The 21,105-nt window shown below is 42.8% G+C and carries 18 protein-coding genes and 1 riboswitch; of the genes, 9 read left to right on the top strand and 9 right to left on the bottom strand.

The annotated features are described in order from the left end of the window. Positions 1-2 precede the first annotated feature (2 nt). From AABK40_RS08210 to AABK40_RS08195, 4 genes are all read right to left on the bottom strand, one after another. On the bottom strand, positions 3-536 hold the full coding sequence (locus AABK40_RS08210) for a hypothetical protein (RefSeq protein ID WP_338396734.1): 534 nt from the start codon (positions 534-536) through the stop codon (positions 3-5). 137 nt (positions 537-673) lie between these two features. Continuing rightward, positions 674-1,651, bottom strand: a complete 978-nt coding sequence (locus tag AABK40_RS08205) for a polyprenyl synthetase family protein (protein WP_332919146.1) — start codon at positions 1,649-1,651, stop codon at positions 674-676. Positions 1,652-1,653: 2 nt separating this feature from the next. Next, positions 1,654-3,822, bottom strand: coding sequence for a ribonuclease R (rnr, locus tag AABK40_RS08200; protein WP_338396733.1), 2,169 nt, complete (start codon positions 3,820-3,822; stop codon positions 1,654-1,656). Positions 3,823-4,026: 204 nt separating this feature from the next. Further along, complete coding sequence (locus AABK40_RS08195; protein WP_338396732.1) at positions 4,027-5,835, bottom strand: dipeptide ABC transporter ATP-binding protein; 1,809 nt, start codon at positions 5,833-5,835, stop codon at positions 4,027-4,029. Between the two features lie 220 nt (positions 5,836-6,055). On the opposite strand from AABK40_RS08195, the gene AABK40_RS08190 reads away from it, so the two are divergent. The 6 genes from AABK40_RS08190 (at position 6,056) to AABK40_RS08165 (ending at position 14,472) form a co-directional block, all read left to right on the top strand. Then, entirely contained in the window at positions 6,056-7,636 is a 1,581-nt protein-coding gene (locus tag AABK40_RS08190; protein ID WP_338396731.1) for a peptide chain release factor 3, read from the top strand. A gap of 190 nt (positions 7,637-7,826) precedes the next feature. Next, entirely contained in the window at positions 7,827-8,558 is a 732-nt protein-coding gene (locus AABK40_RS08185; RefSeq protein ID WP_332919301.1) for an RluA family pseudouridine synthase, read from the top strand. 221 nt (positions 8,559-8,779) lie between these two features. Beyond that, positions 8,780-10,354, top strand: coding sequence for an NAD(P)/FAD-dependent oxidoreductase (locus AABK40_RS08180; protein ID WP_338396730.1), 1,575 nt, complete (start codon positions 8,780-8,782; stop codon positions 10,352-10,354). Between the two features lie 148 nt (positions 10,355-10,502). Further along, entirely contained in the window at positions 10,503-12,104 is a 1,602-nt protein-coding gene (locus AABK40_RS08175; RefSeq protein ID WP_338396729.1) for a sensor histidine kinase, read from the top strand. Positions 12,105-12,137: 33 nt separating this feature from the next. Further along, on the top strand, positions 12,138-13,793 hold the full coding sequence (locus AABK40_RS08170; protein ID WP_338396728.1) for an ATP-binding protein: 1,656 nt from the start codon (positions 12,138-12,140) through the stop codon (positions 13,791-13,793). Continuing rightward, positions 13,786-14,472, top strand: coding sequence for a VOC family protein (locus AABK40_RS08165; protein ID WP_338396727.1), 687 nt, complete (start codon positions 13,786-13,788; stop codon positions 14,470-14,472). The genes AABK40_RS08170 and AABK40_RS08165 overlap by 8 nt, the downstream gene beginning before the upstream one ends. A gap of 22 nt (positions 14,473-14,494) precedes the next feature. Here AABK40_RS08165 and AABK40_RS08160 read toward each other — a convergent pair whose 3' ends face one another. The 3 genes from AABK40_RS08160 to AABK40_RS08150 all read right to left on the bottom strand — a co-directional run bounded on the left by AABK40_RS08160 (position 14,495) and on the right by AABK40_RS08150 (position 16,839). Next, positions 14,495-15,280, bottom strand: a complete 786-nt coding sequence (locus AABK40_RS08160) for a DUF4465 domain-containing protein (RefSeq protein WP_338396726.1) — start codon at positions 15,278-15,280, stop codon at positions 14,495-14,497. A gap of 130 nt (positions 15,281-15,410) precedes the next feature. After that, the gene (locus AABK40_RS08155; RefSeq protein WP_338396725.1) at positions 15,411-16,178 is read right to left on the bottom strand and encodes a DUF4465 domain-containing protein; all 768 of its coding nucleotides are present in this window, start codon (positions 16,176-16,178) and stop codon (positions 15,411-15,413) included. A 79-nt stretch (positions 16,179-16,257) separates the two neighbouring features. Continuing rightward, positions 16,258-16,433, bottom strand: a riboswitch (cobalamin riboswitch). 40 nt (positions 16,434-16,473) lie between these two features. After that, the gene (locus AABK40_RS08150; RefSeq protein ID WP_338396724.1) at positions 16,474-16,839 is read right to left on the bottom strand and encodes an arsenate reductase family protein; all 366 of its coding nucleotides are present in this window, start codon (positions 16,837-16,839) and stop codon (positions 16,474-16,476) included. A 75-nt stretch (positions 16,840-16,914) separates the two neighbouring features. On the opposite strand from AABK40_RS08150, the gene miaA reads away from it, so the two are divergent. From miaA to AABK40_RS08135, 3 genes are all read left to right on the top strand, one after another. Further along, on the top strand, positions 16,915-17,835 hold the full coding sequence (gene miaA / locus AABK40_RS08145) for a tRNA (adenosine(37)-N6)-dimethylallyltransferase MiaA (RefSeq protein WP_338396723.1): 921 nt from the start codon (positions 16,915-16,917) through the stop codon (positions 17,833-17,835). 67 nt (positions 17,836-17,902) lie between these two features. Then, a complete protein-coding gene (locus tag AABK40_RS08140) occupies positions 17,903-18,034 on the top strand; it encodes a hypothetical protein (RefSeq protein ID WP_338396722.1) in 132 nt (43 codons plus the stop codon). Positions 18,035-18,185: 151 nt separating this feature from the next. Continuing rightward, on the top strand, positions 18,186-19,772 hold the full coding sequence (locus AABK40_RS08135) for a M1 family metallopeptidase (RefSeq protein ID WP_338396721.1): 1,587 nt from the start codon (positions 18,186-18,188) through the stop codon (positions 19,770-19,772). A gap of 122 nt (positions 19,773-19,894) precedes the next feature. On the opposite strand, the gene AABK40_RS08130 is transcribed toward AABK40_RS08135, so the two are convergent. Both AABK40_RS08130 and AABK40_RS08125 read right to left on the bottom strand, forming a co-directional pair. Further along, positions 19,895-20,179, bottom strand: a complete 285-nt coding sequence (locus tag AABK40_RS08130; protein WP_332919161.1) for a hypothetical protein — start codon at positions 20,177-20,179, stop codon at positions 19,895-19,897. Between the two features lie 81 nt (positions 20,180-20,260). Continuing rightward, the gene (locus AABK40_RS08125; protein WP_338396720.1) at positions 20,261-21,088 is read right to left on the bottom strand and encodes an aminotransferase class IV; all 828 of its coding nucleotides are present in this window, start codon (positions 21,086-21,088) and stop codon (positions 20,261-20,263) included. Between the last annotated feature and the right edge of the window lie 17 nt (positions 21,089-21,105).

Here is a 21,105-nt window from a genome sequence, read left to right as displayed (position 1 = left end):
CTTTATCTAATTTTTTTCTTAGGCTTTAAATCATCGGTCGATTGTGAGAAACACAAAATACCAGAAGAGAGCTTGTCGCCATGTGTTCCCGTCAGGTCAAAGTCTCTATTTTTCCCTTCATAATGAACCCTTGCCTTCAATACCATTTTTGATTTAAACAAGTCCACAAGTTCTTTGTCAATCTTGAAGGCCATCAAATAGGGGTTTACAGTTACAGGCCCCGCGTATTCGTACCTTTTGATTTTTCCAGCACGTGTTTTTATGGCGAAAAATGGCGATTGATATGGTCGGAGGGTCAGGTCATTCATGTTTTCCTTCAGTACAGAAACATACATGAACACTTCTTTTCCTTTGGTAGGGTAGGCGTAGGAAGCGAAGGTGAGTTTTACATTTCCCATAGAGGCTACCGAAATTTGGTCCGTCTGCACGATGTCAACATCCTCAAAATCATCGTAGCTGTTGTTACATTGGCTGTAGGCAGCATTTGTAAATAAAATGCAAAGGAGTGCCGCAACCAAGGTGGATATATTTTTCATGTTATTAAGATTGAAGTCGGGAAAAGCTGTAAGTTATAAAAAATAGTGTTAAAAGTAAATAAATGTGCCTTTTTGGATAGGAACGGCTATTTTTTGGGCAGAAAAAAACGCATCGGTAAGGATGCGTTTTTATTAGATTATTTTTCTCTGTTGATCACCATTTGGGCAAAGCCCGATAACCACTCTTTTTGCTGATCGCCAATGTCCATCTGCTTTAGAATAGCGAATGCCTGATCGAAATAGTCATTCATCTTTTGTTCTGTAAGTGCCTTGATGCCCAACTGATCATAAATTTGAGTTACCGCCTGTACCTTTTCTGTGGCATCGAAATCTGTTGCTTCAATCCATTGTTGTAAGGTTGCTTTTGTGCTGCCTGTTGCCAAAGCCACGGCATTAATCAGCAGGAAGGTTTTCTTGTTTTCAATGATGTCGCCACCAATCTGTTTGCCAAATTTTGCCTGATCACCATATACATCGAGCAGGTCGTCTTTTAGCTGAAAACCGATGCCCAAATCTACTGCAAATTGATACAAATCTTGCTGAGTTTTTTCAGGTGCTTTGGCGATCATCGCTCCAAGCTGAAGCGCCAAGCCCAAAAGTACGGCAGTCTTTTGTCGGATCATGTCGATGTATTCATCGGTGCTGACATCATTGCGCGTCTCAAAGTTCATGTCCTTTTGTTGGCCTTCACAAACCTCTGTGGCATTGTTGTTAAATGCACGGATCACCGAAGGGAGGAGCTCAGGGGCTACATCCAGGAGCAAGTCATAAACTTTAATCATCATCACATCGCCACTCAAAATAGCAATGTTGTCATTCCATTTGGTGTGCACCGTCGCCTGACCTCTTCGCAATGGCGCTTTGTCCATGATGTCGTCATGTACCAAAGTGAAATTGTGGAAGGTTTCCACGGCCATGGCAGGCTTTATCGCTGGGCGAATGTCTTCTTGAAAAAGGCGATATCCGAGCAGGGTAAGTACTGGGCGGAGTCTTTTTCCGCCGAGGCTCATGATATAACTGATGGGCTCATAAAGCTCTTTAGGCTCTTGGCCAAACTGTTGTTTTTTAATGGCTTGACTGATGGTCTCAATCAAGGGATTTAGAAAATTATTCATTTTTAGTCCTGTGAAAAAATAAGATCTATCGTTCTACGGTTTATGTCAGTATGTTTTACACGCACCTGTACACGATCTCCCAAGCTAAACATCCGTTTGTTGTTGCGACCAATCATGCGCAGATTTTTTTCATCATACTCATAAAAGTCATCTTTCATATCGACCATCCTGACCATGCCTTCGCATCGTGTTTCGGTGATTTCCACGAAAATGCCAAATTCAGTAACGCCAGTAATTACCCCTTCATATTGCTTGTCTGGGGCATTTTGCATGAATTCTACCTGCTTGTATTTGATCGAGGCACGTTCAGCTTCTGCAGCACGCTTTTCCCGTTCGGAGCTGTGTTCACAGGCCTTTTCGTATTCTACACGATCGGCAGATTTTCCCCCATCGAGGTAGTGCTGTAATAATCGGTGCACCATCATGTCAGGGTATCGACGGATAGGCGAGGTGAAATGGGTGTAGTGTTCAAATGCCAATCCAAAGTGGATCAATGGATCGGTGGTGTATATCGCTTTGGCCATTGATCTAATGGCTAATTGCTCTAAAACATTTTGCTCAGGCTTGCCCTGAATCTCGGCCATCAATTTATTGATTTCGTGCGAAATACCAGTTTCTCCCAATCGCAACTGATGCCCGAATCGTTTGGCGAAACTGCCAAAGCTTTCGAGTTTTTCGTTGTTAGGGTAGTCATGTGTTCGGTAAATGAAGGTCGGTGGGTGAGCATCGCCCTTGGCTTTTTTCTTGAAAACAAATTCAGCTACTTTTTTATTCGCCAAAAGCATGAATTCTTCAATCAGCTTGTGGGCATCTTTTCGCTCTCTTGGTACCACCATAAGCGGTTTGCCATGCTCATCAAGCTGAAATTTCACCTCAATGGTTTCAAAAGCAATTGCGCCACTTTTAAATCTTCGGTCTTTGATGATTTTAGCGAGTCGGTTGAGCTCAATGATTTCTTCCGAAAAATCACCTTCCTGCGATTCAATACGCTCCTGTGCTTCCTCATAGGTGAATCTGCGATCCGAGTGAATCACTGTTCTGCCGAACCACTGTTGTTGAATTTCAGCATTTTCATTCAATTCGAAAACGGCAGAGAAAGTCAGTTTTTCTTCATTCGGGCGTAAAGAACACAATTTGTTGGACAAGCGCTCAGGCAACATCGGGATGGTTCTGTCCACCAAATAAACCGATGTGGCGCGGTGGTAGGCTTCTTCTTCTACCTTGGTGTTTGGTCGCACATAGTGCGAAACATCGGCAATGTGAACGCCAATTTCAATATTGCCATTAGGTAATTTCTGAAAAGACAAGGCGTCATCAAAATCTTTGGCATCAACGGGGTCAATGGTAAAGGTGGTGATATTTCGGAAATCTCTTCTTTTGGCAATTTCCTCTTCAGTAATGGCCTCAGAAATCCCTTCAGATTCTTTCAGAACGTGTTTTGGGAAATCGAAAGGCAAGCCATATTCCGCCATGATCGAGTGGATTTCGGCTTCATTATCCCCAGAGTTTCCAAGCACGCGTGTTACCTTACCCATCGCATTTCGGGTTTCGGCATCTGCCCATTTGCGGACTTTTACAATCACTTTTTGCCCGTGCTTGGCATCCATAATATGCTCAAGAGGGACAAAAACATCTTTGTATATTTTTTTATTGTCAGGAACGACAAAAGCAAAACGGGGTAAGATTTCGATCTTCCCAACCCATTCGTCTTTGCCTCTTTCGACAATCTTTGTTACACGACCTTCGGCACGGTCGCCATGCTTATTAATGATGCTCACTTCAACTTTATCGCCATCAAGGGCATAGTTGAGGTTGTTGCCTGTTACTTTAATGTCATCTTCGCGGCCCTCAATAATGACGAAAGCCATACGTGGATTTACATGATCCACAATGCCGACCAATTTGTTTGGATCTTCTTTGCATTGGTAGCGCCCCTCTGCATTAATGGATACATCGCCGTCACGGGCTAAATCCTCTAAAAATAAGGCGGCTTTTTGTTTGCTGACACGATCTTTGAGTAATAATTTACGGCAAAGTTGTTTTACGGACCAGGCTTTGCCAGGGTCATTGTTCAGGAGTTGAACGATTTTTTCGTGTAGATTTTGTGTGGTTTGTTTTTCGCGAGTTCTTCGTTTTTTGATAAAACTCGTCTTTTTATTTTTTCTTCCCATATATAGTATATTGATTGGCAGGAATGCCAGAGCGGGTCTTTAAGCGTTGCAGGCGCAATGCCTGTGTGGTTTTGGGATTAATTTTTTTGAAGCAGGACTTCAGGGCTCGAATCCATTAATGTCTGCAAGTTACCATTATTCCACTGCCTATACAATTTCCTTAGGTTATTCTTCTATTAAAGCGATGTATTATGGCATGGTTTATTATAAGTCGATCTTTTTTGCAGATTTTATGTCTGGGATAGCCTCCAAAAGTGCCTGTGTGTATTGGTGTTTGGGTTTATCGAACAGGGTATCCACAAAATCCTGCTCTACGATCACCCCGCGGTTCATCACACAAACGCGGTCGGCCACGGCCTTGATCACCGAAAGGTCATGAGAAATAAACAGGAAGGAAATTTTAAGTTCATCTCGCAAATCAAGAATAAGATTTAAAATCTGAGCCTGCACAGAAACGTCGAGCGCAGAGACACATTCATCACAAATGATTAATTTCGGGTGGGTAATCAGCGCCCTCGCAATGGCGATTCTTTGGCGTTGACCACCACTGAAAGCGTGAGGGTAACGGTGCAGGGCATCTTCAGGCAATCCAACTTTCGTGATCCAGTGCTTCGCTGTCTGCAGGCGCTCGGCATGGGAGTGCCCGATGCCGAAAGTTTTCAGCGGTTCGGTCAGGCAATGTGCAATGGTATGTCGAGGGTTCAAAGACTGAAAAGGGTCCTGAAAAATCATGGAAATTTCTTGACGCAGGGATTTGACCTCTTTTTTGTCGAATGCAAGGATGTTCTGCCCATGAAAAGAAAGTTTGCCTTCAGCGCCAGTAAGCAAATGGTTGATTACCCGAGCGAGGGTGCTTTTTCCTGAGCCTGATTGCCCGACTAAACCCAGGATTTCACCTTCATAAATATTGAAGGTAACTTCCCGAAGGGCGGGGAACACTTTAGACTTGGACCACGGAAATCTTTTCTCACTTTTATAAGAATACGAAAGCCCCTCCACCTGCAAAATAGGCGTTCGGCGATGAAATGCCCGCCTTTTGTCGGTAAGGTCTGTTGCTGAAATCCGTTGATCTTCGATGGCCTCTTCCACGTTTTGATACCGTACCGCTTGATTATCAGTAGGGATAAAGTCAGCCAGGGTAGGCATGCGGTGTAATTTCACATCTAATCGAGGGCGGCAGGCGAGAAGCCCCTTGGTGTATGCCGATTGCGGGTCGGAAAAAAGGATGGCCGAAGGGTTGTGTTCCTGAACTTTGCCATGGTTCAAGACCAGTACCTGATCGGCCAGTTGCGAAACCACCCCGAGATCATGCGAGATAAAGAGCATGGCGGTTGCAAAATCGTGGTTCAGCTTTTGAAACAGCTGAATGATTTTCTGCTGAATGATGGTGTCAAGGGCGGTGGTGGGCTCGTCAGCAATTAATAAACGCGGCTCGTTGATCATTGCAATGGCCACCAGAATACGTTGCTTCTGCCCTCCAGAAATCTGATGAGGATAAGCGTTGTAGATACGATCAGGGCTGCTGAAAGGGATTTTCTTCAGTAGTTCAAGTACCGCGGTTTTAGCTGTCGATTTACTGATGTTTTTGTGCCTGAGCAGGGCTTCCTGAACTTGTTGTCCACAGGTTTTTAAAGGGTTCAGTGCGGTGAGGGGTTCCTGAAATACGATCGAAATTTCTTTGCCTCGGTATTTCAATAATTGCCGTTCCTGCATGGCCAGCAAATTGATTTTTTCGCCGTTACTCAAATAATACCATACGTTGCCTTCTATATGCGCGACTTCATGCCCGATCCATAATCCCAAAATGGCTGTAGCGGTAACCGACTTCCCCGATCCCGACTCCCCGACAATGCCGAGCACTTCGCCTTCATGCAAATTGAAGGACAGGTTATCGACCACAGTCAGTGGACCCTGTGGCCCATTTAACACAATGGTCAGGTGCTCAACGGAAAGGAGCAGTCTTTTGGTCAGGACAGCCGCGGGCTGTGTAATATTTGGGGTCGGTGCAATCAATTACGTAGGGTTGAGAAATTCCTATTTGGTGACAATTTTATTTAAAATGACAGGTTTATGGAAATATAATCTACAAAAATTTAAATTATTCCTCGGCATTCCCTTTCTGAACTTGTAAAATATCCTTCTTGTTAGGGGTTTTTCTTGATTAATGACTAATTTTGCAGACTGAATAAAATTGAGCCTTTTGCGCGTCATTAAAACATAGATAGATTCCACGATGAGTTTAGTTGAGGAAATTGAAAAAAGAAGAACCTTTGGTATTATTTCTCACCCCGATGCAGGTAAGACCACCCTTACCGAGAAGCTTTTGCTTTTCGGGGGTGCGATCCAAAAAGCTGGGGCGGTAAAGTCCAATAAAATTAAGGATCATGCCCGTTCTGACTGGATGGAAATTGAGAAGCAACGTGGTATTTCGGTAGCCACTTCCGTGATGGGATTTAACTACCGCAATAAGCGGATCAACCTTTTGGATACACCAGGTCACAAGGATTTTGCCGAAGATACTTACCGTACGCTTACCGCCGTGGATTCTGTAATCATGGTGATTGACTGTGTGAAAGGGGTGGAGGAACAAACCGAGCGATTGATGGAGGTTTGTCGTATGCGCCAGACGCCAGTGCTTTGTTTTATCAACAAAATGGACCGTGAAGGACGTGATCCTTTTGAGTTGTTGGAAGAGATTGAGGAGAAGTTGAACCTTCGTGTTCACCCACTTTCTTGGCCGATCAACATTGGTAAAAACTTCAAAGGGGTTTACTCTTTGTATGAAAAGAAATTGGTATTGTTCGAAGCGAGCCGTCAGAAGCTTTCCGCAGAGAAAATCGAGATCGAGGACATCAACAGCCCAGAATTGGAGCAGTATGTTGGTGAAAATGATGCCAACCAGTTGCGCGAAGATGTGGAGTTGATCAATGGTGTTTATGAAGACTTCGACAAGGAGGAATATTTGAAAGGAAACATTGCGCCCGTATTCTTCGGTTCAGCAGTGAATAATTTCGGTGTTCAGGAGTTGTTGGATTGTTTCGTGGACATCGCGCCAGCGCCAATCCCTCGTGAGACTGAGCTGAGATCTATTGCACCTAACGATCCTAAATTCTCAGGATTTATCTTTAAGATTCACGCCAATATGGATCCTAAGCACCGTAACCGTATCGCCTTTATGCGGGTGTGTTCGGGGCAATTCCAGCGTTCGAAGCCATTCTTGCATATCCGTCATGACAAAAAGATGAAGTTCTCCAACACTACCGCTTTTATGGCGCAGGACAAGGAGATCGTTGATGAGGCATGGCCAGGCGATATCATCGGTTTGTATGATACAGGTAACCTGAAGATCGGGGATACTTTGACCGAAGGAGAAAAAGGGAGCTATAAAGGTATCCCTTCCTTCTCACCAGAGATGTTCCGTGAGGTGGTGAATAAAGATGCCATGAAAACCAAGCAGTTGGAAAAAGGACTTTCTCAGTTGATGGAAGAAGGTTTGGCACAGTTATTTACCTTTGAAATGGGTAACCGTAAAGTGGTAGGTGTTGTTGGTCAGCTTCAGTTTGAGGTAATCCAGTTCCGTTTGTTGAATGAGTACGGCGCTTCTTGTGATTTCCGTCCGATGAACTTGTACAAAGCATGTTGGATTTCTTCGGAAGATGAAAAAGCTATGGATGAGTTCTATGCTTCAAAAGGTCGCCATATTGCCAAAGATAAAGATGGTAAGTTGGTGTTCATGGCCGAGTCGCGTGCTTGGTTGCAGATGGTTCAGGACAATTTCCCTAAGATCACTTTCCACTTTACTTCGGAATTTTAATATATCGTCCACAGATTACGCAGATTTTTTAGTTCAAGCATCTCGCTTGGACTAAAAAATTAATCAATGTTCGGTCCAAGCGGGACGCTTGAACCAGAGGCAGGTGAATGCTGTGGGTTGTTAATAATCAAGACAAAAGGTCTTATGTTATTGGAGGTTAAATCCCTCCCAAAATACTTTAGGTATGAATATGAATAAATTTCCATTCCGCATCGTGTATGAAGATAACCACTTGTTGGTCGTTGATAAAGATGCTGGAGTGTTGGTACAGGGTGATGCTACAGGGGATAAAACCTTGTTGGATTACGGAAAAGAGTACATCAAAGAAAAATACGATAAGCCTGGTGCTGTATTTTTGCATGCCGTTCACCGTTTGGACCGTCCAGTGTCTGGTTTGGTGATTATGGCACGTACTTCTAAAGCATTAGAACGTATGACACGGGCTTTCCGTGAAAAGAAAGTTTATAAAACCTATTGGGCGGTGGTAAAAAAGCGTCCGCCAAAATGGGAGGATAAATTGGTGCACTACCTTCAAAAAGATGGCAAACGGAATGTAACTACTGCATTCGATAAGCCAACAGAAGGCGCACAACGCTCGGAGTTAATGTATAAATCGCTGGGCAAAATGAACGACCACTTTTTGTTGCAGGTAAACCCGCTCACGGGCCGTCCGCATCAAATTCGTGTGCAGTTGTCTTCGATGGGTTGCCCAATTCGTGGAGATTTACGCTATGGTTTCTCCAAGCCAAACCCTGATAAATCGATCAATCTGCATGCCTTGTACCTGAATTTTACGCACCCTGTAACAAAGGAAAAAATGTTCCTGAGAGCAGGTGTCCCTCAGAATGATTTCTGGGAGCAGTGGCTGCAACTTGAGGATCGTAAACTCAAGGATAAACACATGGAAAATTATCACGGTTAATCAATAATGATTGCTTCCGTTTAGTGCTAAGACACAAAAATCAGTCTGTTTTTTGTCCACAGATCATTTCGTTCAAGCATCCCGCTTGGACGAAATGATTGAAAGACTTTGACCCAAGCGATACGCTTGAACCAAAGTTACCTATGTAATTTGTGGATAAAAATAAAGCTGTATGGTTTAGCATTAGGTCGGAAGCATTGTTGTTTTAAGGGAATACCCAAATGAAAAAAGAATTCAATTTAAATCTCGCTCCTGAAGTAGCCTATGATGAGGCAATCTTCAATAGTTTTGTTAAGAAAAAAGCTGGAGTGAGTGACCGTGATGATGTGCATGTTCGCATGACGCGCCGTTCGATCGATGCGAGAAAGAAAAAGGTGCGTGTGAATGTTGCCGTGGAGGTGTTCATCGATGAGCAACCTTCCAATGCCATTACCTACCGCCGCGATTATCCGAATGTAAGCAATGCCGAAAAAGTGATTATTGTAGGCGCTGGACCTGCGGGCTTGTTTGCAGCACTTCGATTCCTGGAGCTGGGGGTGAAGCCCGTTATTTTGGAACGTGGTAAAGATGTTCAGGCGCGTCGCCGAGATTTGGCAGCGATCAACAAAGATCATATCGTGAACCCTGACTCCAACTACTGTTTTGGTGAAGGCGGTGCAGGAACTTATTCAGATGGGAAGCTATATACCCGTTCAAAAAAGCGTGGTGATTTCCGCAGAATTTTGGAGATTCTGGTAGCGCATGGTGGTCGTGAAGAACTGCTGGTGGATGCCCATCCGCATATCGGCACCAATAAACTGCCTAAGCTGATTGCCGAAATTCGTCAGAGTATCTTGGATGCTGGTGGGGAGATTCATTTCGATACCCGTGTAACGGATGTGAAGATTAAGTCAGGGCACGCCAATGGCGTAGAGACTCAAAATGGAGTGCTTTTTGAAGGCAAGGCGGTGATGCTGGCCACAGGGCACTCTGCCCGAGATATTTTCGAATTGCTGAATAGAAAGCAAATTCTCATTGAAAATAAGCCTTTTGCATTGGGGGTGCGTATCGAGCATGCGCAGTCTTTGATTGATGATATTCAATACAAGTGTGGAACTGATCGGGGAATCCTTCCTGCGGCAGCTTATTCATTGGTTTCTCAGGCGGCTTTCAAAGGCGAGAAAAAAGGTGTTTTCTCTTTTTGTATGTGTCCAGGTGGTTTTATTGTGCCTGCAGCCACCGCACCAGGTGAGATTGTAGTCAATGGGATGTCACCTTCACGTCGTGATAGCCGATTTGCGAACTCCGGGATGGTCGTGGCTATTGGCGAGGACGATTACGGTCACCTGATTCCTGAATACGGGGCTTTGGCCGCCATGGAATATCAGCGACAAGTGGAACAAGCGGCATTTTTGGCAGGAGGAGGAACACAAGCTGCCCCTGCACAAAGAATGATGGATTTTGTGAAAGGTCGCGTATCGACCAATCTTTTGGAAACTTCCTATCAGCCAGGTTTGCAATCTGTGGACATGAAAAATGTATTGCCAGATCCCGTAGCACACCGATTGCGCCACGGCTTCAAGATTTTTGGCAAAACCATGAAAGGTTACCTGACCAATGATGCTCAAATATTAGGGGTAGAGTCGAGAACTTCTTCACCTGTTCGTATTCCACGTGACAAAGAAACGTTGGAGCACCCACAAATAACAGGTCTTTTTCCATGTGGTGAAGGGGCAGGTTACGCAGGAGGGATCGCTTCGGCTGCTATTGATGGTGAACGAATTGCTGAGCGAATTGCAGCGATGTATATAAAATAATAATCTCACATTCATGTGAATTTATAAGCCGCGGGAAACCCTGCGGCTTTTTTTATCGCTAAAAATGGGTATTCTTCAATTTTAGCCCCTTTTAATAAAAACAAAATTTATGAATTAAGTATAATAAAGCAGTAGCCATTTCATACTTATGACCGATTTTGTTCCTCAACTTTTAAGCCGTTTAAAGCTCACCAAAGATGTCCCCCTGCGGGATAGGTTTGTGGTTGTTACCAGCCTTTCGGGTGGGTTATGTATCCTTTATGTATTGTTTATTCAGCCTTCGGCCTTTACTGAAGGCTTTCACCTTTTTTTATATGTTGCCTTATTAATCCAGACCTCTGCTTATTTAAGTATCGTTATTTTCAATCGCAGTAAATTGGGGGTTTACCTTTTAGCGCTCAATTGTGCGTTGTATGCTTTTTCAGAATGGTACTTTATGGGAGGAGTCAAGGGGTCGCTGTTTTTGGCGATTTATGGAATAAACATTCTGATGTTTAATTTACTGGACAGCCGTGAGCAAATATACTTTTTTATTTTCTCGACCCTGTTTGTTGGCGTATTGCTCTGGCTTGAAAAAAATGCAGTTTTTACGATTGCCCCTGTTGATGTAAGTTTGAATACTCGGATTATTCAGACGGTAAGTATTGTATTTGTCAGTAGTATGGGGATTATTCTTTTTCGCTCCAAAGATCATGATCGATTACTGGACCTTAGAAAGTTGGAGGAGCAACAATCGCAACTCATAAAATCCACTGAGCGGGAGGTATTTCTGGCAACGGTGCGAAATCGTTTCACCATCACTTATTTAACGGAGTCTGTCTTTAAAATTTTTCCTGAAGTGGAGCTCCATGAGATTTCCCCTTATGTCGTTGACCTGATTACCGAAGATGGGCATCACCCTTCAGTTTCAAAGGTCGAACTCCACGGCTACACAAAGTTCTTGAAAATCAGTCAGCAGACGGTTTATGAGGGGAAAGAAAGGGTTGATCACCTGATTGTGAAGGATGTTACGGAGCATTACACTTTTGAAGATCAGCTTAAAGAGGCCATCCGAAAAGAACAGGTACTGAAAAAGAATAAAAATGAGTTCGTAACGATGGTCTCTCATCAGTTCCGAACCCCACTCACCACCATCAAAAGTGCCAACGAGCTGCTTTCTTATGCGCTTCAGGAGGAGGAACCAACGCTCTATGAGGAAAAAATCACCCCTAAAATTCAGCAGGTAACCGATTCAGTGAACACCCTGACCAAAATGATTGAGCAGTTATTGGATTTCGGTAAAATTGAAAGCGATGTCGTTTCTTTACACTATACTGAAATTGATATGGCTACTTTCATTCAATCCTTTATTAAAGAGCAGGAAATTGTACTGAACAGGGCCATTCAGTTTGAGATTCTCGGTTACCCAAAACATGTGGAGGTGGATAAGCAAATGATTTCGACCATTCTCTCTAATTTATGTTCCAACGCCTGTAAGTATTCTGAGCCCACACAGCCCGTATTTGTGGGACTTGAATATGGGAAAAATGATTTTGTGATTGAAGTTCAGGATTTTGGGAAAGGCATCGATTCTGAAATACTCCCCAACCTGTTTCAATATTTGCCCTCGACTGAAATGCATCAGGGGATGGGTATTGGGTTATTCATTGTGCGGCAGTTTGTGGAGATGCACGGCGGAAATATCACGGTGCGCTCCGAAAGGGCAAGGGGGACAACATTTTCCATTAATCTACCTAATAAAAAGCCTTAGTGGGTTTAATTCATCATTTGATCTTGTTTTTCGATGCGTATCAAATCTATCTTACATAAAATCTTTGGAACCGGTCAGGATTATCCTTTTGAGGGACGAGTGCTCAATATTATCAATTTACTGGGGGCATTGGCTTCTATTATTAATGTGTTGAATTTCTCCAAGCTGGGGCTGCCTATCGCTTTTTTCTATGGCTTTTTGTATGTCTCTATTGAGGCCAGTTGTGCGTTATTGGTTTATCGCTATTTTAAAAATTACAAGGCCGCTTTATGGATGAGCTTTACGGGGGAGTCTGTTATTTTATTTTTGGAATGGCGGTATTTAGGCGGACTGATGGGGACCTTTCCCTTTTTGCTGATCGCTTTTCATATCATTAATTATAACCTGATAAAGCCCAGGTATCACTGGTGGTATTTCAGCATCAGTACCTTGGTACTATTTGTTTTTATCACCGTTAATTCGGTTATGCCTGAAATTGTTCAAACCATTGATATTGCCATCAATGTGCGTGCATTACAATATTTTGGGCTGAGCATGATCTCCAATATTACACTGATGTTTTTTCGGGTGCAGGATCAGAAACGGGAGCATTTGCATCGGCGAAATGTAGAACATCAGGGTAATTTTCTGAATGCGATTGAGAAGGATTACTTTTTGGCAAGGGTGAAAAACGGAAAAGAGATCAGTTATATCAGTGATGCTGTAAATAATATTTTCCCTCAAATGTCGAATGAAGATGTCAAGGATATTGTACTGCAATTGGTTCGTCCCTCATTTGAGGTGGGCACGAATCACCAGTTCGACAAGTCTATTGAAGTGGATGGTATTGGTTATTTCTTGCGGGTAAATCAGCGCCTGACCCTTGAAGGGACGACCGTTATTCAGCATTTGGTTATTCAGGACCTGACCCTGCAAAAGCAACAACAGCAAAAGCTGACGGCAAGACTTGATCAGCAGGTGGCTTTGAATAAAGTGAAGAATGAGTTTATCTCGACGGTTTCGCATCAGTTCAGAACTCCACTGACCACCATTCAGACCGCTAATGAAATCATGAAAATGTATGTGGAAGATACAGGACTGCAAGGTATGGGCCTGATACAGTCGAAGTTCAATCAGATTTTTGAGTCCATTGAAAGCCTTAAAAGCATGCTGAAGCATTTGCTGGTTTTCGGGCAATTGGAAAAAGAGAAAATAGAAATCAATTTTGAGTCGCTGGATTTAGTAACCTTCATTGATGAAAAACTGGAACAGCAACGGGAAATTACCCAACGGAACATTACTTTTGAAGTGCTTGGGAGGCCGTCTAAGGCCTATGTAGACTTACATGCTTTTGAACACATTATCATGAATTTAGTCTCCAATGCGATCAAATATTCCCCAGAAGATACAGCGGTAAAAGTGGTGCTTGTTTTTAAAAGGGAGGTGTATTTGCTTCGTGTTCAGGATTTTGGGATTGGTGTCTCCGAGTCGGAAATTGAGCACCTTTTTGTGCCTTTTTATCGAGCGAAAAACACGGAAAATCATAAAGGAACAGGTATTGGTTTGGCATTTGTTAAGCGGTTCGTAGATCTCCATGCTGGAATGGTAACCGTTGAAAGTGTGGAAGGGCAAGGGGCGACTTTCATCATCGAAATGCCTTATGAGACTGCGGATAATAAAATTGAACAAACCCTGATGATCAATGAATAGTCAGACGACCAAGCTTCACACCATCCGTATTCACGCCACTGAGCTCAAGCCGATGCATGACTTTTACTCGAGTTTGGGTTTTCAATGTTCATTAGAAACAAATGCTCTGAACCTGTCAGCAGGCTTTACAAACTTGTCGTTTCAAAAGCATCCAAAATCAGCGATTTATCATTTTGCCTTTTTAATTCCTTTGGGGCGTGTTTCAGCGGCAATGGATTTTCTGAAAACGAAAGGCATACCTGTGTTGGGGATTGGTCAAACGGAAATTGTGGAGTTTACCGATGGAAGGGCGGTATACTTCAATGATCCCAACAATAATATTGTGGAATTTATAGAGCGGCCGATTCTGAAGACCACCAAAACGTCAGATTTTAGTATTGATGAGGTGCATTGCATTAATGAGATCGGTTGCCCGACGGCAAGCCCTATGGAGACGGCGGCACTTTTTAAAAGCAGTGGAGGCATTAAGCCGATGCCCGAAGCCTTTATGACGGAAAATTTTTGCTGGCTTGGGGATATGCTTGGGGCATTTATTGTCTCTAAAATAGGTAGAAACTGGTTGCCAACGGAACAAAAAGCGACCGGTAATGCGGGCATGGTCACCTATTCTTCAGAAGGGGAAATGTACGAGTGCATGCTTGGGGGAGGTGAGCCAGTTATAAAAAAAGCCTCTTCCTGATGTCAGTAAGAGGCTATTGGTTTTATTGTAGTTGTATTTTTTTTATGGAAAGCATTGCCGGGGTGTTGATGTATGTTTTGCCATCATAAACAGCGGTGTCTGAGCAGGCAAATGAAATGTCTATTTGATTGACACTCCCCAATGCAGAAAGATCAACATTCGTCCATTTTTGGATGGCATAAGGTCGGCTACTCCTGAAATCTGCCAAATAGAACTCTTGACTTCCAGTCGTTTCCCCTTGTTCATTCTTACCCGTAAAAATCACTTTCAGCCAATCGCCCTTGGTGAATTGCTTGCCTGCTGATGGATCAGGATTCCCATTCAAAATGCTGAGGTAGGTTTGTCCTGTATTCGAAATGGTAATGGAGGTAGGCTTAACAGGATGGCTAAATGAAATGCTCTTTTTTAGTTCCGTGGAGTTTTTGTAAATCAGATAATTGCCCTTATTGCTTGAAACACTAAGTAACTCATATAGCGAATTGAAAGTCGGATTGATCGTAGCAGGGTCGAATTCTTTAGTGGTTTTATTCGAGTAGGCAAAACCATCATATTGTGCCGTCAGGTTACCGAAGAGTTTTTGCGTGATGAAATAATTATCGAAAGAGGCAATGCCCGACTCAAAAGTGGTGTGGTCGGTTTTCCTTCCGTACTGAATGTTTTCTTTGAGATGATCCTGTCCATACCAAGCGGATTCCGCCTTGGGTAAAAAAAGGTGATTGAATTCGATGGTCTTTGGAGGATTTGTCTGACTGTCGCAGCTTGTGATCAACAAGAGGACTGACAGTAAAGACAGATATTTTTTTAACATAACGGACTGTAAGTTAATAAGTAAGAGTGTGGTAAGGTCGAATATTAAGTACTGCCAAGATAAGAAAAGGAATCAAAAAAGCCTCTTCCCAAGAATAGAAAGAGGCTTTTCGATATAGGTTTGATGAAAATTATTGATAAGCAATTTCTTTGATGGCTAAGTATTTTGGTGTGTTAAGTCCATTATCACCTTGATCAGATCCGTCAAATGTTATTTTTAGTTCCTTGATAGCTCCTAATCCTGAAAGATCAACATTCGTCCAGTTGGAAACAACATCGGTTTTTCCATCACGGTAATCTGCTAAATAGAAATCCTGTGCCCCTGTTTCTTTGCCTTCAGCATCCAAACCTGTAAAGGTAACTTTGAACCAATCTCCATCTTCGAATTTTTTAGCAAAACCATCCCCATTCATAATGCTTAAATAGGTGACTCCTAAATTATTAACTGATATTGATTTGATTTCGGTTGACTGATTGAATTCGATATTGTTTAAACCTGAAAAACCTGGATTGTAAACTAAGTACTGCCCAGCATTGCTTCCAACGGCAACAAATTGGTAAGAGAAGAAGGTGCCTTTGTCTTTTTCTTCTGGGTCAAAAGAAGTATCGGCTGTTTGGTTGGAATAAGCATAACTTCCCCAATAACCATAAGCTGGCGTTTTGTGGAAGTAGTTGTTAACAGTGGCGATGTCGGCAGTCAATTCTGAATGGTAGGTGGTAAGGTCATCGTCTCCTGTAGCTTCACCAGATTCGTCCTGACCGTACCAAGCGGATTCAGCCTGATCAAGCTCAAGATGGTCAAAAGTAATTTTTTTATCTGGGGTAACATCACTACTGTTACAGGCAGACAGGGCAACAACTGCTGCCATAAGCATAAAATTAAATGCTTTTTTCAACATAACTAAATAGATATAACGGGAAGGGTTGACCATAAAATTTCTGGCCATAGAACACTTTAACTCCCGAAAGTGTGAAAAATTGATTAAATGAATGAAGGCAGGTTTTCTGGCTTAGTCAGCAATTGATCACCTTCCCGACGGGTTGTCAGTGGTATATAGATCAACCGTAAAAATTGACATTACAGCAGCGGGTACTGCGCAGGATTCACACCTGCTTCCCTTTTTTGCAAAAGCACCTTTATTCAGCCGCAAAGCAAGCGAATAATCTCTATATCTAAAAGATTTTAATGAAAAATTATACCGACTGCGAATTGATTTTAACCTTTGTCTGTTCAATTGTTTTTTTACTGTTGCCAATAAAAATTTCGCCATCATAAAGGGTTACAGGCCTTTTCAGAAAGGTGTAATCCTCAAGGATAAGGTTTTTATAATCTTCTTCGGTCAGGTTTTGATCTTTCAGGCCGCGGGCAGCATAATTTCGGGCACGGCGACTGAAAAGGGATTCATAATTACCTGCGAGTGCCTGCATTTCTTCGAGTTGCTTTTCGGTGATTTGCTCCGTTTTGATGTCCTGAAGCTCAACGGTTTGGTCCAACTGTAATTCGGAAAGAATTTTTTTGCAAGTACTGCAGGTGGCCAAGTGATAAATTTTTCTTGTCATGATTGCTAGTGTTTATTGAAGTGGCAAGTTGGGATTTTTTTTACTTTTGTAAAATCATAGTGAAAAATTATTGGGATGAGAAATGAACTGATCACCATCATAGGGCCGACGGCTTCAGGAAAAACAGCACATGCTGTGGCACTTGCTCAGGCATTAAATGGCGAAATTATTAGCGGCGATTCACGTCAGATTTATCGGAAGATGGATATTGGGACAGGGAAAGACCTGGCAGAATATGGTGATGTCGCCCACCATTTGATTGATATCCGTGATGCAGGCTATCGTTATAACCTGAGTGAATTTCAAAAGGATTTTCATGCGGCATTTCAGCAAATTATTTCACGGGCTAAATTACCGATCCTCTGTGGCGGCACAGGGCTTTATATACAGACTATTTTGGAGGGGAATGAAAATACCATTGTGTCCGTGGATGCGCAATGGCGGCAGCAAAGTGAGGCCCTGACCGACGAAGCCCTGACCGACTTGCTGAAGGGGGTGGGGGCGCCAGCGTATTTTTCAGACTGGGGGCACCGCAAGCGTACCATTAGAGCAATTGAGATTGCACGCTTTTTTCAGCAACATAATGCGCAAGAATTACCAACATGGGTAAAACCATTACCCCTCGAAAAGCAGCTGTTAGTCGGTATTGATATTCACCGTGACCTTAGAAGAAAGAAAATAACATTACGCCTTCAGAAAAGGTTAGAAGAGGGAATGATCGAAGAGGTGCAAAGCTTATTGGAGCAAGTGCCTGCTGAGGATTTGATTTACTATGGTTTGGAGTATAAATTGATTACTGAACACCTTTTGGGGGATTTGTCCTACGAGGAGATGTTTATGTCCTTAGAAGCCCAAATTCACCGTTTTTCAAAACGTCAGATGACGTTTTTCCGTAGAATGGAGAAGCGGGGGCATAAGATTTTGTGGCTAAGTGCAGAAAACGGTCTTCAAGAAAATATTCAAAACATTATTTCTCATTGGAATAAAAATAATTGATTGTCTTATTTTATGTCAAAATTGGAACGATTATTGATTATTCCTTATTGTAACTAAAGATACTTATATGATCAGTATAACCATCTTTGCTTTACTTTCTGTTGCTTCAGTAGCAATTTATAGAAAAGAGCAAATTAAAAAGACCAAAAAGGCACAGTTAGTTCCTGTTAGAGCGAAGAATAACCGTCGCCCTTTCTGATTTTAGATTAAAATTGTTTTATAATATCAAACGCAGTTCAATTTGGACTGCGTTTTTTTTAGTTTTGTATTTACCGTTGAGTAAAATGCAACTGCAAACCTCAGCCTGGAACTGAATACAAATTTTTGGAATTGAACATACTCAAGCTATTATGAGCAAAAATATTTTGACCGTTTTTATGTTGATCTTTTTCGTGGGGGCAAGTCATCGGACTTGGGCACAAACGGATATCGATGTTTTACATTATCGTTTTGACATTTTGGTCAATAGTATCAATGATAGCATTCAAGGAACGGCGCAGGTACATTTTCTGGCACGTGAAAATAAAAGTAACTTCACCCTTGACCTTGTGGGGCAATCTGAAGACGGTGGAATGCTCGTTGATCAGGTGAGTGCAGGCGGTCGGCAGGTAGACTTCAGTCAGGATCTTGATCAGTTGATGATCGAAAGTGCAATATCGAAAGGCGATACCGCTACGGTGACCATTAAATATGCAGGTGTTCCCAAAGACGGGTTGATTATCAGCCAAAATAGACATGGCCATAAGACCTTTTTTGGAGATAACTGGCCTGTTAGGGCGAAGAACTATCTGCCAGTAATGGATCGGCCTGATGATAAGGCCTCGGTAGATTGGTATATTACCGCCCCAGAATATATGTCGGTTGTTGCCAATGGAAAGTTGGTGTCCTCACAGTGGCATGGGGGAATGTACAAAGACTGGCATTATCGTGAAGCCACGCCTATCCCGACGAAGGTGATGGTTTTTGGTGCCGCTAAATTGGCTTCCTGGGAGATTGATGGGCAGGGGATTCCGATGAAAGGATTTGCTTATGCTGAGGATTCTGCGAAAATGCATGGGGCGCTGAGAGTCACCAATAAAGTCATGGATTTTTTCAGTGAATACATCGGACCATATCCTTTCGAGGCATTGTGGCAGGTGCAGTCTACCACTCGCTACGGAGGAATGGAGAATGCGGGAAACATCTTTTATGATGAAAATGCGGTGGACGATCCTAAAAAAATGGAAACGTTGGTCGCTCATGAGATCGCTCATCAGTGGTTTGGAAATACCGTTACGGAAGCAAGCTGGAATGATTTGTGGTTGTCGGAGGGTTTTGCTACTTACTTTACAGCCATGTACTTGGAGCATGAGTACGGTACTGCTGCGCTGAATGAATATATGGGGCAGGCAAGGGAGCGCTTGTTGGCCTTTAAGGCTAAGTTTCCGTCGAAGGTGGTTCGTCCTGGAGGGAATCCTGATCCCTCAAAACTATTGAATGCTTATTCATATCAGAAGGGAGCGTGGGTTTTGCATATGCTTCGTCAGGAGATTGGTGATGCCGCCTTTCATGCAGGAATACAAAAATATTACAATACCTACAAAGGGAAAAATGCTTCAACTGCTGATTTTGAGCGAGTAATGCAGTCAACGACCAAGCGTAATTTGAAAGGATTTTTTCAGCATTGGCTGGAAACGCCTTTATTGCCCCGACTGAGTTATACCGTTGCTTATGATAAAGAACATAAGGAAACGATCGTTACAGTGAAGCAGCATCAGGATAAGCTGGTGAAGATCAAAATCGAATTTATGGCGATCACTTTTGAAGGGGATAAAATTTATTTTTCCCGTGATTTAGATCAGCTGGAACAGACATTCCGCTTGCAAACAGGAGAGCAGGTGAATGCGATAAAGCTCGATCCTAATGATCAGATCCTGTTTTTGGTAGGCGATAATTAAGAACGAGGAGCATTCTTATGTAGGAAGGGGTATAGGAAGTTGGAGCGTAGCGCATGGAAATTAACCCACAAAAAAGGGCGACAATATAAAAATTGTCGCCCTTTTTTTTACGCAAAGCATATTTAGTTGATTTCTTCTTTTGGCGTTGGTGGCTGGAGTGAATAAATGATTGATCTCGAAATAAGGTCCCAATCGACCATCATGGCAGAATCCAAAACGAGCTGCGGTTCTATATCATCAGCTTCTGTGGTTACGCGATGCGCCATTTTTGAGATCCATTCTCTAATTTGTGCACTTAAAGCATCCTGATCATTATTTACTGCGGCGGCTTTGCTTTGCCATGTTTTGATGCTTTGGTCATCATGACAAACTAATTTCCAAACGAGTGCTGTTTCCTTATTCATCATAGTTCCAGTAGTTTAATCCCTATATATACTATCATGAACGTGTTTTGCGGCGCTTCGTTTTAAATCTTGATCACATTCAGGTCATTTCACCTGATTATAATGATTTTGCAATATTGCCACCTCCTCGGGTAAGGTTTCTTCAAATAAAAGATGTTCTAATTGTGCAATCGGGACCATGCCCGTCACATTTGTTTTCCATAGGTGGGAAGCTTTTTCAAGATGAAGCAGCGAATATTCTCCGCGGTTTACGGTGTAGCCTTGCTCCTCAAGTTCTTCAATAAGTGCTGCCCGCCTGACACCCGCTATGCAACCTGTGTTCAGGGAGGGCGTGAAAAACTCATTCCCCTTTTTCCAGAATAAATTTGCGCTTCCGGCTTCGGAAAGGTGGCCTCTGCGATCGCAAAGAATAATCTCTTCCCATTCGTTTTCCCGTTTTTCAATGCCAGCCATCACGTAGCTGAGCGCATTCATTGTTTTGCAGGAAGAGAAAGGGGAGGGACTCAAAAATAAACTTTTACAAATGCCGACATTTTTCAGTGCCTGAGGCTTGGCTGGGTGATATTCTCGGCTGGTGATCAGGTAATGAAAATCCGTGCCTGTGGGGGTGTAGAGCCCACCCTGTTGTCGCCAAACGAAAATTTTTATCCTCGAATCCGACATTCTGTTGATTTTTGCCAATTCCAGGATTTTTTCTTCCCACTCAATGGGTTCTTTTGTGGAGGAATTTGCTAATTTCAAGGCATGAAGGCCCTTTTTTAGTCTTTGAAGGTGATATGGTAAGTATTGGATTTTGGCATCTTTAAGGATGATTGTTTCAAAGATCCCATCAGCGTACTGAAAGCCACGATCGTTGGATGATATTTTTACCGCAGTGGCATCGAGAATATGACCATCAAAATTTACCTTCATAATTGAAAAATGACCGA

The organism is Persicobacter psychrovividus, from assembly GCF_036492425.1.
Classification (GTDB): domain Bacteria; phylum Bacteroidota; class Bacteroidia; order Cytophagales; family Cyclobacteriaceae; genus Persicobacter; species Persicobacter psychrovividus.
The sequence above is the reverse complement of the archived record's forward strand: the minus strand, read 5'-3'. Positions and strand labels throughout refer to the sequence as shown.